Below are 12,524 nucleotides of genomic sequence, written 5' to 3' on the forward strand. Positions count from 1 at the left end.
GCCAGGGGCATACCGGTCCGGTTCTTCACCGCGACCGGACTGCTCATGCGCCTGCGCCGCGCCCAACAGGACAACCGGCTCGACCGGGAGCTCGCGGGCATCGGCAAAGCACGCCTCCTGATCATCGACGAGTTCGGCTACCTGCCCATCGACGAGGAAGGCAGCCGCCTCCTCTTCCAGATCATCAGCGACAGCTACGAGACAAGGAGCATCATCTACACCACCAACATCGAATTCTCGGGATGGGGACGCATTCTCGGCGACAAGAACATGGCCGCCGCCCTCATCGACCGCACCGTCCACCACGGACGACTCATCAGATTCGAGGGCCACTCCTACCGCAGCCAACACGCCCTCATGACCAAATAACCAAACAACACAACAACACACGCAGACAGGCAGCGGCCGATACCGCACACACTGCGGAAAACCCGCTGCCTACACTGCGGAAAAACACTGCACAAAACGCAGACACCAACTTGACAAAGCACACCGCCGCGACCTGCTCGTTGTGACCGCCCAGATTCTCCGGGGAGATGGAGAACCACGGCTGGATGGTGGGCACGACCTGGGAGACGTTGCCCACGTCGCTGGAGCCGAACACCACCTTGTCCTGTTCGGTGGCCTCGACGGTCTGTCCCAGAGCCTCGGCATTCCTCTTCCAAATCGCGTCGAACAGCGGGGTGGGAATCATGTTGTCCACCTGGTTCTGGTACGGGGTCAGGCTTCCCTTGGCCCCGGTGGCGAGCGCCGCGCCGGCCACGATGTTCTCGACCTTCTTACGCAGCGCCAGCAGCCCCGGCACGGATGCGGAACGCAGGTAGAACTTGGCCTTGGCGTAGTCGGGCACCACGTTGGGCTGCACGCCGCCATCAACGATGACGCCGTGGATGCGCACATCCTTGGGCAGGTGCTGGCGCAGGGCGTTGATGGAGTTGAAGGTCTGGATCACGCCGTCAAGCGCATTGATGCCGCGCTCGGGGCTGGCGGCGGCGTGCGACGCCTTGCCGTGGAATTCGATGTCCACCGGCTGGCAGGCGAGGTTGCGCGAGGACAGGCCGTTGCCTCCGGCGTGCGGGTGGGCGCACAGCGCGATGTCCACATCGTCGAAGAAACCGTCCTTGACGAAGCTGCCCTTGGCGCTGCCGTTCTCGCCGCCCTCCTCGCCAGGGGTGCCGTAGACCCGCAGCTCGCCGCCGAACTCGTCGATGACGCGCTTGAGCGAGGCGGCCGCCAGCGAGGAATTCGGGCCGAACACGCTGTGGCCGCAGCCGTGGCCGACGCCGGGCAGGGCGTCGTATTCGGCGAGGAAGACCACCACCGGGCCGGGCTTGCCCGTGCGGTATAGGGCGGAGAAGCCGGTGCGGTGGTCGGCCACGCCGAGGGTGACGTCGAAGCCCTCCTGCTTCAGCCGGTCGGAAAGCGTCTGGGAGGCGAAGAACTCGTAGTTGCTCACTTCGGGTTTGTCATGGATGGCCAGTGAGATCTTCTGGTATTCGGGCAGCACCTCGTCCACGTAGGCCGAGATGCGGCGCTTGGCGTCGGCGACGCGGGCCAGGGTCTCGGCATCCGGTCCCGGCTGTGTGACTGCGCCCGCGGTCTTGGGTGTGGTTTCGGTCGCGGTCGCGGTCGGATTGGTGTGCTGCTGTTCCTGTTCACTCATGAGTTCGTCACTCCAGACATGCCCGACGGCCCGTGATGGGCGGGCCGTCGGATGGGTTGTTGATGGATGGATTGCTGATTGGCTGCCAGCAACCTATGTCGGCAATTCGTTGACAAAATAGCTACTTCTCAGTCCCGCTTCGCGGGCCGGTTCCCCTGACAAGGGAAGCCAAAACATAATCAACGAACTTGCGACGCGGACTACTGTTTTGCCGATTGTCAGCCGGGTTAATAGCCGATCCGGAAGCTATCTCGCGCTCGATGGACGCGGGACTTTCATCCGATCGAGCGTGGAATGGCTACGTCCACGTCGGACACCTGGTAGGCGCATTGCCTTTCAACCGGCCGGACACGGAATGGCCGCCGATGTACCGATGTCCTGTCCTTTTACTTGGACACTGACATGGACACTACTCAGTCCTCGCTCAGGCCTTACTTGAACCTAACTCGGACTTACTTGGACGACAGATCGGATTCAATCTCCTTCAAGAAGCTCTGCAGCTCCTCGGCGCTGTAATCGGTGGCGAGCACCGAAGTGCCCTTGGAATCCTCCTGCACCGCATCGGTCACCGCCTTGGTCTTGTAGACCTCCACAAGCTTCTTGTAGACCGGGTTGTCCACATCCGCCTTGCGGGCCACGAAGGCGTTGATGTACGGCTTGGCGGAGTCGGCGCTCGGGTCGTCCTGGAAGATGGCGTCCTTCGGGTTGAGACCTGCGTCCTTGATGTAGCTGTTGTTGATGATGCCGGCGGTGAGCTGTGGGTCATTCAGCGAATTGGCCACCTTCTCGGCGCCAAGCGGGACGACCTTGACCTTGGATGCCGCCTCGTCGATGTCGGCCGGCGAGGTCACTGCGGTCCACTTGTTCTTGAGCTGGACCAGTCCGGCCTTCTGGAGCACGCCGATGGCGCGGGCCTGGTTGGTCTCGTCGTTCGGGATGGCGATGGAATCGCCCTGCTTGATCTCGTCCACGCTCTTGACCTTGGTGGAGTACAGGCCGAGCGGCACGACCACGGTGCCGCCGATGGGCTGGAGGTCCTTGCCGTTCTTGACGTTGTAGTTGGCGAGGTAGAGCAGGTGCTGGAACTCGTTCAGGTCGAGGTCGCCCGAGTCGAGGGCCGGGTTCTCGGACGTGTAGTCCTGGAAGTCCACGATCTTGACGTGGATGCCCTGCTTTTCGGCCTCCTGGGTGAAGACCTGCCACTGCTTGTCGGTGGCGCCCACCACGCCGATCTTGACCGGGTTCTCGGCCGAGCCCTTCTCGGCGCCCGTCTTGCCGGCCGCGTAGGCGTTGTAGCCGAAGAAGCCGCCGGCCAGAACGATGATGGCCACGACCACGGCGATGATGATGTTGCGCACGGTGTGGTTGACGCGCACCGGCTCCTGCGGGTTGGCGGGCGATGCGCCCTGCGTTGCTGCTGACATGTGTTTTCCCCTCTCGTGTCGATGTCGAGGTCGTTGCCTCGATGACATGGACCACGATAGGGGCTTACGGCCGGCCAAGAGGCCGTGCGGCTATATGCACTGGCTATGACCGGCTACGAGGCCGTGCGCCGTCGCCCGCTGATAACGTGCTATCAGCGGGCATCTGTCTCACTATGCGGACAAACGGCGCGTATATCGGCCTCTCGTCAGCTCATTGCGACTACTCGCGGAAGGCGTTGGTGACCGGCAGGCGGCGGTCGCGTCCGAAGGCGAGGGCGGTGACCTTGGGGCCGAGCGGGTACTGGCGGCGCTTCCATTCGGCGCGGTCCACCAGACGCATCACGGTGTCGACCGTGGCCTCGTCGAAGCCGTCGGCCAACAGGTCGGCGCGGCCGTGCGCATGCTCGATGTACGCGGCGAGCACCTTGTCGAGCAGGGCGTATTCGGGCAGCGAGTCGGAATCCTTCTGGCCGGGGCGCAGCTCGGCGGACGGAGCCTTTTCGATGGAGGCGACCGGAATCATCACGCCGTTCTTCAGCGGCACGCCGGCGTCGCCGTCCTCATTGCCCACGATCCTCAGGCCGCCGATACCCACGCCGGCCGCCGCGGCGCGGTTGCGCCAACGGCTGACCTCCCATACACGGGTCTTCAGGAGGTCCTTGATGGGCGCATAACCGCCGACCGCATCGCCGTAGATGGTGGAGTAACCGCAGGCGAGCTCGGATTTGTTGCCGGTGGCCACGGCGAGCAGGCCACGCGAGTTGGAGCTGGCCATCACGATCACGCCGCGGATGCGGGCCTGAAGGTTCTCGGCGGACACGCCCTCGAGATGCAGCTGCTGCTGGTAGGCGTTGAACAGCGGTTCGATGGGCTGGACCTCATAGTGAGCGCCGATGTTGGCGGCCAGATCGGCGGCGTCGTCCTTGGAGCCGTCCGAGGAGTACATCGAGGGCATGGAGATGCCCCACACGTTCTCGCCGCCGCAGGCGTCCGCGGCCATCGCCGCCACCAGCGCGGAGTCGATGCCGCCGGAAAGGCCGAGCGTGACGCCGGTGAAGTGGTTCTTGGCCATGTAGTCCTTGAGGCCGAGCACGCAGGCGGTGTAGATCTCCTCGTCCGGGTCGGGCAGGTCGGCGATGGTGGCCTTGCCCTGATGCGCGGCTGCTGGATCGAAGTCCCAGAAGGTGAGGTCCTCCATGAACATCGGGCTGCGTTCGAGCAGCGTGCCATCGGCGTCCACCACGAAGCTGCCGCCGTCGAACACGAGATCGTCCTGACCGCCGACCTGGTTGAGGTAGATGACCGGCGCCTTGACCTCCGCTGCGCGGCGCTGCGCGAGTTCGAGACGGGTGTGGGTCTTGCCCTCCTCGTATGGCGAACCGTTGATGGTGAGCAGCAGATCGATGCCCTTGCCGGCCAGATCGGCCACCGGACCGCCGTCCTGCCAGATGTCTTCGCAGATGGCCACACCGATGGTGGCGCCGTCCACGTCCAGAGTGACCGAGCGGTCGCCCGACGAGAAGATGCGGAATTCGTCGAACACGCCATAGTTGGGCAGGAAATGCTTGTCGTAGCCGGCCCAGACCACACCCTCATGCAGCACCACGAGACGGTTGCGCGGCTTGCTGGTGGCGCGATCGGTGCCCACAGTGCCGACAACGACGAACAGCTCGCCCAGACCTTCCTGAGCGAGCTGGGCGGCAAGGTCGTTGGCCTTGTCCCATGCGGCCTGACGGAACGTGCGGCGCAAAGCCAGATCCTCGATCGGGTATCCGGTGAGCGTCATTTCGGGGAAGACGACCACCTGGGCGTGACCGGCGGCGGCCTTGCGGGAATATTCGAGCACCTTGCCGACGTTGGCGTCGAGCGCGCCGACGCAGGTGTCAATCTGGGCGAGAGCGAAACGAAGCTGTGTCATGGTTTCCCAGTGTAGCGCCCGCATGGCCGCCCACGCGGGGCGCATTACGTCACCGCGACCACCCGCACAATCGCCCACCGTGTAGGGAAGTTCCCATCGTGTAGGGACACAGAATGCACACATTGGCGGAATTCCGCCATTTCGCATCACTACACCGTGGGGATTTCCCTACACGGTGGGAACTTCCCTACACGGTGGGCCAATCCCCTGCTGCGCGGGACCAGCGACGTCCCCCGGCCCGGCGCGGCGCGGCTCAGCGCAGCTCGTCGATCACGCGCAGGGCGGCGTTGACGTAGAAGTTCACGAACGTCGGAATCGCGGCATCCAAGCCGATGAAGTGAGGGCTGTGCCAGTCGGCGCACCCCTCCTGGCCATTCGAGCCCACGAAGGCGAAGACCAGACGGGTCACCTTGCCGAACTCGCAGAAGTCCTCCCCCGCCATGGACTGGCGGATCGGCTCGAGCTGGGCGTAGTCGTGCACGTCGGCGGCGACCGATTTCGCCAGGTCGGGGTCGGAGACGAGCGGATCCTGGAAGTCGTCCCAGTCCACGTCGGCCGTGATGTCGTAGGCCTCGGCGGTGTGCTTGACGATCTCCTTGAACCGGCGGCCCACCAGCTCGCCGTCCTCCTTATGGAAGTAGCGGACCGTGCCTTGGAAGCCGGCCTCGGCGGGCACCACGTTCCACACGTCGCCGCCGTGCACCGCGGTGACGGAGAGCACCAGCGGATGGAACGGCGTCACATTGCGGCTCACGATGGTCTGCAGGCTCAGAATCATGCTGGCGAGCGCCTCAAGCGGGCCTGTGCCCTTGTACGGGTAGCCGGCGTGGGTGCCCTGCGCGTGCAGGTCCACATGGAATTTCACGCAGCCGGCCATCATCGGCTCCACGCCGACTGCGAGCTGGCCGGGCGCGTAGTTCGGGTTGTTGTGCGTGCCGATGATGGCATCCACATCATCCACGAGGCCGGCATCGATCACCGCACGGGCGCCACGGCCGGTCTCCTCGCTGGGCTGGAACACAATCTTGATTGAACCGGCGAACCGGTCGCGGTGCTCGGCGAGCCAGAAGGCCGCTCCGAGCAACCCGGTCATATGCAGGTCGTGGCCGCAGGCGTGCATGACGCCCTCGTTGACCGAGGCGAAGTCCAGTCCGGACTCCTCCGTGACCGGCAGACCGTCGATGTCCGCACGCAACGCGACGCGCGGGCCCGGTCCGCCTTCGCCGCGGATGAGTCCCACGACGCCGGTTTCCATCGGGTTGTCGAGGACTTCGATGCCGTGGGCCTTGAGCTGGTCGGCCAGATAGATGGAGGTGTCGTATTCCTTGAAGCCGAGCTCGGGATGCGCGTGCAGGTAATGACGGATGGTGATGAGTTCAGGATCGATCTCAATATGTTCAGTCATGGTTGCCGATTTCTTGTTGTGTAATTCCGGTAATTCCTCAATGGTGATCTGGTGATGGGGTTTCGCGACAAAGTCTCGCTGACGAACGGTAAGCGATACATTGTCGCGAACCATGGCACAATTTCGCGACAATGTAACGCTGAAGACGAGTCAACGATACATTGTCGCGAAATCGGGAAAGATTGCCGCCGGCCTCACGTCAGCTTCACGCCAGACTGCGCCAAGCTACAGCGAACCGCGTCAGGCCGTCATTCTCCGGCTACTGCTGGCGCTTGAGCAGCCGCTTTGCGATGGCGTTGGCGATGCCCTGGACCACCTGGACGAGGATGATCATGATGATCACGGCCGTCCAAGTGACGGTCTGGTCGAACTTCTGGTATCCGTAGGCGATGGCGAAGTTACCCAGACCGCCGCCGCCGATGTATCCGGCCATGGCGGACATATCAAGCACGCCGATGAACAGGAAGGCGTAGGCCAGAATAAGCGGGGCGAGCGCCTCGGGAATGAGCACCGTGCGGATGATGGTGAACTTCGAGGCACCCATCGAGCGGGCCGCCTCAATCATGCCGGGATCGACCGGCACCAGGTTCTGCTCCACCAGACGCGAGGTGGCGAAGGTGCACATCACCACCATCGGGAAGATGGCGGCCACCGTGCCGATGGACGTGCCGACCACCACGATGGTGAGCGGCTGCATGGCGGCGAGGAAGATGATGAACGGGATGGGCCGCACGATGTTGACGATTACGTCGAGGATGCGGTAGACCACGGCGTTCTCGAACAGGTTGCCGGGGCGCGTGCCATAGAGCACCACGCCGAGGATGAGGCCGAGGAATCCGCCCACCACGAGGGTGATGAGCACCATGGTGAGGGTCTGTCCGATGGACTGGATCAGCAGGGGCTTCAGAACGGTCCAGTCGCTGTTGGAATTGGCGAGGGTAATCATGCTTGTGCTCCTTCCGCCGTCACGGACGCCGTGGATACCGTGGACGCCTCGGTCGCCGCAATTGCCGATGATGCCGCGGCAACGCCGGACACGGACGGTGACTCGGGCGCGTAGCCGGCCACGGCATCGGCGTAGGCCACGGGTCGGGCCGCGGTGCCGAAATCGATGACGTCGCTGTTGAGGGCGAGTTCGGCGAGGAAGTCGTCGACCTCGCGCTCCCCTCCCTTGAATTCGTAGGTGATGGCGCCGATGGCGGACCCGCGCACGGTGTCGATGCCGCCGTACAGCAGACTCGACTCGATGCCATGCTTGGCGATGAGCCCGGAGATGTTCTGGCCGGAGGCGGCGATCGTACGGCCACTGTCCTCGTCGGCCACGTCCTTCTGGCGGATGAGCACGGTGACGATGCGGCCGGACCATTCGGTGTGGAGCCGGTCGACCCGGCTCTCCTCGGGCAGACCGGACAGGGCGGTCGCGATGAACCGCTTGGTGACCGGCTGCTGCGGGGCGGCGAACACGTCGTACACGTCGCCGGATTCGACCACGCGGCCGGAGCTCATCACGGCCACCCGGTCCGCGATCTGCTGGACCACGTTCATCTGGTGGGTGATGAGCACAATGGTGATGCCGAACTCCTCGTTGACGCGCTTGAGCAGCGCGAGCACCTCGGTGGTGGTCTCGGGGTCGAGGGCGCTGGTGGCCTCATCGGCGAGCAGGATCTCCGGGTTGGTGGCGAGCGCACGGGCGATCCCGACGCGCTGCTTCTGGCCGCCGGAAAGCTGCGATGGGTACTTCTCGGCATGCTCGGACAGACCCACGAATTCAAGAAGCTCCGCCACGCGACGGTCCTGATAGTCCTTGCGCCAGTGGTCGAGCTGCAGCGGGTAAGCGATGTTCTGGGCCACGGTCTTGGTGGAGAACAGGTTGAACTGCTGGAAGATCATGCCGATCTTCTGGCGGATGGGCCGCAGCTTCGATTCGCTCAGGCCCGTGATGTCGGTGCCGAGCACGGTCACCGTGCCGCTGGTGGGCCGCTCGAGGGCGTTGATCAGACGGACCAGCGTGGATTTGCCGGCGCCCGAATAGCCGATGATGCCGAAGATGTCTCCCCGGTTGATGGTCAGGCTCACGTCGTCCACGGCACGGGCCACGCCGGCCTTGCGGCCACGCACCTTGAATTCCTTGACCACGTGATCGAACGTGATGATGGGGTCGCTCATAGTGCTCCCTGATTGTTGTACTGGATGCGAATGCCCTGTGGCATGGTGACGGGCGGGCGGAACCATCATGTCCCGTCCCGCCCGTGGGATCTGCCGCTGGTAACGGCTGACCATGGTACCCGACCGGTGGATAATCGCCAACGGACAAGCCGCAGATGTGATGGCTTATCGGACCGGTCGCGCGTTTATTGGTGGCCTTGGATCATGGCCTTACTGGGCCCTCACTGGGCCTTGGCGTCCTTTTCGATGTCGGCGAGGAAGCCCTGCAGCTCCTCGGCGCTGAACTTGTCGGCGAAGACCGCGGTGCCGCCGGACTTCTCCTGCAGCGCGTCAAGCACATCCTGCTCGTGGAAGATGTCAACGAGCTTCTTGTAGGTCTCGTTGTTCACATCTGCCTTGCGGGACACCCACACGTTGATGTACGGGCGGGCCTCCTCGGATTCGGCGTCGTCCTGATAGATGGCGTCCTTCGGGTCGAGGCCGGCGTCGGCCACGTAGTCATTGTTGATCACGCCGGCGGCGATGGTCGGGTCCTTGAGCGTGGTGGCGACCTGTTCGGCCTTGAGCGGGGTCACCTTGACCTTGCTCTTGGCCTCGTCGATGTCGGCCGGAGTGGAGAACGCGGTCCAGTCGCCCTTGAGGGTCACGAGGCCGGCGGCCTTGAGCACGCCGATGGCGCGGGCCTGGTTGGTCTCGTCGTTCGGGATGGTGACGGTGTCGCCCTGCTTGATGTCGTCGATGCTCTTGACCTTGGTGGAGTAGACGCCCAGCGGGTAGATGGCGGTGCCGCCGATGGGCTGGAGGTCCTTGTTGTTGCTCACGTTGTAGTTGGCGAGGTAGAGCAGGTGCTGGAACTCGTTGAGGTCAAGCTCGCCGGAGTCGAGGGCCGGGTTCTCGGAGGTGTAGTCCTGGAAGTCCACGATATCGACGTAGATGCCGGCCTTCTCGGCCTTCTGCTTGAAGAGGACCCACTCGGGGTCGGTGGCGCCCACCACACCGATCTTGACCGGGTTGTCCTTGCTGCCCTTGGCGGCGGACTCGCCGGCACCGGCGAAGGCGCGGTAGCCGAAGAACGCGGCCACGGCGACGATGGCCACGACCACGATGGTGATGATGATGTTGCGGGCGGTGTGGTTCACACGCACCGGCTCGTTGTTGTTGGCCGGGGATGCCGGCTGGGTTGCTGCTGTCATTGGTTCCCTCTCTATTGTCTTCTCACGGCTGCAGACCGTCGGCGCACGTCCCGGTGATGGCATTGCGTGATTCACGCGCTGAGTCATCACCGGTCGGCGGCAGGGCCTTTGCGCTCCCCTACATGGGCGCTTGCCGCATGACGGTTTCCAACCATAGCGCCTGAAACGCCGGATAATGGCGGAAAATGGCCATTTTACGTATAGGCGCTAGTTATGACAGGTATATAAGCGCTGTGAATACTTGGGTTGATAGCGGGTCATAAGAGTTCGTTCGCGTGGTTTTTCAGACCTGTTGTCCACGATGCGAACGGCATGATGGACAAAAACGAGCGGTATCGGACGGCGACGGATGACATCGGAGGATATCGGAAGCCAGCGGAGGCTCTCGGACGTCTGAGCGAGCATATCTCTGAAGGTCACCGACCATTGCATGTTGCCGGAGGCCACCGGACGTCTGGGAGAGCAAGGAGAATTGGGACCATGAGCAACATGGGCAACAGCGCTATCATCCGTCGCAATGGCACAGCCGCCGGCATCACAGACACCGGATTCGAAAGCACCGATATCAGGGGCACAGAAGTCACAGGGGATGGAATCCCGGGAACTGGAATCAATGAAACCGACATCAAAGGAACCGACATCAACGGAACCGACATCAAAGCCGTGTTCTTCGATATCGACGGCACCCTCACCAGTTTCACCACGCATGTCGTCCCCGATTCGACAGTGGAAGCGATCCACCGTCTTCAGGCACTTGGCATCAAGGTGCTCATCTGCACCGGCCGCGCCCCGTCGCAGATGGGTGTGGTCCTGGATACCATGCCGGTGCGGTTCGACGGCATCGTGGCGTTCAACGGCCAGTACTGCTTCGACGACTCGGGGTATTTCGAGGCCCAGCCATTGGACTCCGCCGACATCCGGGTGATTCTTGATTGGCTGGACCGCAACCCGGACGTGGTGTGCAATTTCGGTGAGAAGGACTACGTGTATTTCAACCACGCCAACGACAAACTACGCGCCACATGGGCGAAGCTGGGCAAGACCGCGCCCACCACGCACTTCGACGATCCCCGCCTGCGCACGGCGACGCATGAGACCTTCCAGATCAGCCCGTTCATCGACCCCGATCAGGAGGCGGAGCTGGTGGCGCTGTGCCGCAATGTGCGCGGCGTGCGCTGGCACCCGGACTTCACCGACCTCATTCCGGCCGACGGCGGCAAGCCACGTGGCATCCAACGATTCATGGCGCATTACGGCATCGCGCGCGAACAGACGATGGCGTTCGGCGACGGCGGCAACGACACCGCCATGCTCGCCTACGCGGGCATCGGCGTGGCGATGGGCAACGCCACCGAAGAGCCCAAAGCCGCCGCCGACTACGTCACCGACGACGTGGACCATGACGGTGTGCTTCACGCCCTTCAACACTTCGGCGTGCTGGAATAACGTTCGGCATTGACGTCGGCCCGGCAACCCCTCGACATTGACATCAGCCCGGCAACCCCTCGACATTGACATCAGCCCGGCAACCCCTCGACGGTACATTGTCGCGAAACTCAACCACACTTCGCGACAATGTACCGCTAACACGACCTCAGCAAGACATTGTCGCGAAACAACACCAAATCTCACGACAATGTAACGCTGAAAGCCAATCCGAGTCGCCCGGCGATGTAATTCGGCGAGATACCCCACTCGATAAAGCAAGCGCCGGTTCCGAGATGATACGGCCGGGCCTAAGAACGGGCGAATCCTGAGTAAAAACAACAAGGCCGGTGCGTTGTGCACCGGCCTTACTCTGTGGAGCTAAGGGGATTCGAACCCCTGACCCTCTCCATGCCATGGAGATGCGCTACCAGCTGCGCTATAGCCCCAAACCTTGGGCGACCCACGGAAACCTCCGCGAATCTCGAAACCACCAACGCTGACCGTCAGCGGCTTCTTCGTGGAGCTAAGGGGATTCGAACCCCTGACCCTCTCCATGCCATGGAGATGCGCTACCAGCTGCGCTATAGCCCCAAACCTTGGGCGACCCACGGAAACCTCCGCGAATCTCGAAACCACCAACGCTGACCGTCAGCGGCTTCTTCGTGGAGCTAAGGGGATTCGAACCCCTGACCCTCTCCATGCCATGGAGATGCGCTACCAGCTGCGCTATAGCCCCGTTTTTCAATTGTGTGTCCCGTTTTGGACCTTGTATACATTACGACGAGTTTGCAGATAAGGCAACACTCGGTGTGTCGCGAAATCACATATGTGTAATTTTCCCCGTCATTGCAACGTTTTCCGGCATCTCAAGCCCCTCGAAGGCCATGGGCTGCAACCATGAGTTCCCGAGGATTCCTCTGGCTCGCCCTGTGTTCGGAATCATGCCGCTCCAAGGTGATGAGAGTCGTGCGCAGATACGCGCCGAAAACAATCATCCCGAAGATGCGGCTTGGCACACACGGCTTGGCACGATCAGCTTTGCCACAATCGGCCCAAACGAACCATTTCAGCAAATGGGGGCAAATCTTGTTGCCACCATTCGACGGAAAACCGGTTCACATGCAGATCGTGTCAAAACCAGCAACCTCAAAAACATTGAAATTAAGCCATTCTCACGGTATTCGCAAGCAATCGGCTTTCGACGGGAGTTGTCCCGATTCCTAAAAACAGCCGGAAATAGTAAATGGGGGCACGAAATATTGCCCCCATTTACGGAAATAACCCTCATACGGCGAATCGTGCCACTTGATGCGCGGACAGGCACGGC

At 62.6% G+C, this 12,524-nt stretch carries 9 protein-coding genes and 3 tRNA genes; 2 read left to right on the forward strand and 10 right to left on the reverse strand.

Annotated features, from left to right (window positions below):
* Positions 1–369 (forward strand): ATP-binding protein (locus BMYO_RS05940; RefSeq protein ID WP_158216956.1); only part of this gene is annotated, 369 nt, incomplete at its 5' end.
* On the opposite strand, the gene BMYO_RS05945 is transcribed toward BMYO_RS05940, so the two are convergent.
* The 7 genes from BMYO_RS05945 to BMYO_RS05975 form a co-directional block, all read right to left on the reverse strand.
* Positions 356–1,663: a M20 family metallopeptidase gene (locus tag BMYO_RS05945; protein WP_094667597.1), complete on the reverse strand. Its 1,308-nt coding sequence runs from the start codon at positions 1,661–1,663 to the stop codon at positions 356–358. The genes BMYO_RS05940 and BMYO_RS05945 overlap by 14 nt on opposite strands.
* A gap of 452 nt (positions 1,664–2,115) precedes the next feature.
* Positions 2,116–3,087, reverse strand: coding sequence for a MetQ/NlpA family ABC transporter substrate-binding protein (locus BMYO_RS05950; RefSeq protein ID WP_094667598.1), 972 nt, complete (start codon positions 3,085–3,087; stop codon positions 2,116–2,118).
* Positions 3,088–3,307: 220 nt separating this feature from the next.
* Entirely contained in the window at positions 3,308–5,005 is a 1,698-nt protein-coding gene (locus BMYO_RS05955) for an NAD+ synthase (protein WP_094667599.1), read from the reverse strand.
* 253 nt (positions 5,006–5,258) lie between these two features.
* Positions 5,259–6,410, reverse strand: a complete 1,152-nt coding sequence (locus BMYO_RS05960; RefSeq protein WP_094667600.1) for a M20 metallopeptidase family protein — start codon at positions 6,408–6,410, stop codon at positions 5,259–5,261.
* A 259-nt stretch (positions 6,411–6,669) separates the two neighbouring features.
* Positions 6,670–7,356, reverse strand: a complete 687-nt coding sequence (locus tag BMYO_RS05965; RefSeq protein ID WP_094667601.1) for a methionine ABC transporter permease — start codon at positions 7,354–7,356, stop codon at positions 6,670–6,672.
* Positions 7,353–8,576 carry a methionine ABC transporter ATP-binding protein gene (locus BMYO_RS05970; RefSeq protein WP_094667602.1) on the reverse strand — a complete coding sequence of 408 codons (1,224 nt, stop codon included), beginning with the start codon at positions 8,574–8,576 and terminating at the stop codon, positions 7,353–7,355. Before BMYO_RS05970 ends, BMYO_RS05965 begins: the two co-directional genes overlap by 4 nt.
* A gap of 221 nt (positions 8,577–8,797) precedes the next feature.
* The gene (locus tag BMYO_RS05975; RefSeq protein WP_094667603.1) at positions 8,798–9,769 is read right to left on the reverse strand and encodes a MetQ/NlpA family ABC transporter substrate-binding protein; all 972 of its coding nucleotides are present in this window, start codon (positions 9,767–9,769) and stop codon (positions 8,798–8,800) included.
* Positions 9,770–10,408: 639 nt separating this feature from the next.
* On the opposite strand from BMYO_RS05975, the gene BMYO_RS05980 reads away from it, so the two are divergent.
* Complete coding sequence (locus BMYO_RS05980; RefSeq protein WP_233428189.1) at positions 10,409–11,215, forward strand: Cof-type HAD-IIB family hydrolase; 807 nt, start codon at positions 10,409–10,411, stop codon at positions 11,213–11,215.
* A 355-nt stretch (positions 11,216–11,570) separates the two neighbouring features.
* Here BMYO_RS05980 and BMYO_RS05985 read toward each other — a convergent pair.
* The 3 genes from BMYO_RS05985 to BMYO_RS05995 all read right to left on the reverse strand — a co-directional run bounded on the left by BMYO_RS05985 (position 11,571) and on the right by BMYO_RS05995 (position 11,933).
* Positions 11,571–11,643: transfer RNA gene (locus BMYO_RS05985), tRNA-Ala, on the reverse strand.
* Positions 11,644–11,715: 72 nt separating this feature from the next.
* Positions 11,716–11,788, reverse strand: a tRNA-Ala gene (locus tag BMYO_RS05990).
* Positions 11,789–11,860: 72 nt separating this feature from the next.
* Positions 11,861–11,933 (reverse strand) — tRNA-Ala (locus tag BMYO_RS05995).
* Between the last annotated feature and the right edge of the window lie 591 nt (positions 11,934–12,524).

The sequence above is a fragment of the Bifidobacterium myosotis genome (genome assembly GCF_002259745.1).
GTDB lineage: Bacteria > Actinomycetota > Actinomycetes > Actinomycetales > Bifidobacteriaceae > Bifidobacterium > Bifidobacterium myosotis.

Coding starts and splice junctions, on each gene's coding strand:
- BMYO_RS05955 (WP_094667599.1), bottom strand. CDS start 5,005: ATGACACAGCTTCGTTTCGCTCTCGCCCAGATTGACACCTGCGTCGGC.
- BMYO_RS05965 (WP_094667601.1), bottom strand. CDS start 7,356: ATGATTACCCTCGCCAATTCCAACAGCGACTGGACCGTTCTGAAGCCC.
- BMYO_RS05945 (WP_094667597.1), bottom strand. CDS start 1,663: ATGAGTGAACAGGAACAGCAGCACACCAATCCGACCGCGACCGCGACC.
- BMYO_RS05975 (WP_094667603.1), bottom strand. CDS start 9,769: ATGACAGCAGCAACCCAGCCGGCATCCCCGGCCAACAACAACGAGCCG.
- BMYO_RS05950 (WP_094667598.1), bottom strand. CDS start 3,087: ATGTCAGCAGCAACGCAGGGCGCATCGCCCGCCAACCCGCAGGAGCCG.
- BMYO_RS05970 (WP_094667602.1), bottom strand. CDS start 8,576: ATGAGCGACCCCATCATCACGTTCGATCACGTGGTCAAGGAATTCAAG.
- BMYO_RS05960 (WP_094667600.1), bottom strand. CDS start 6,410: ATGACTGAACATATTGAGATCGATCCTGAACTCATCACCATCCGTCAT.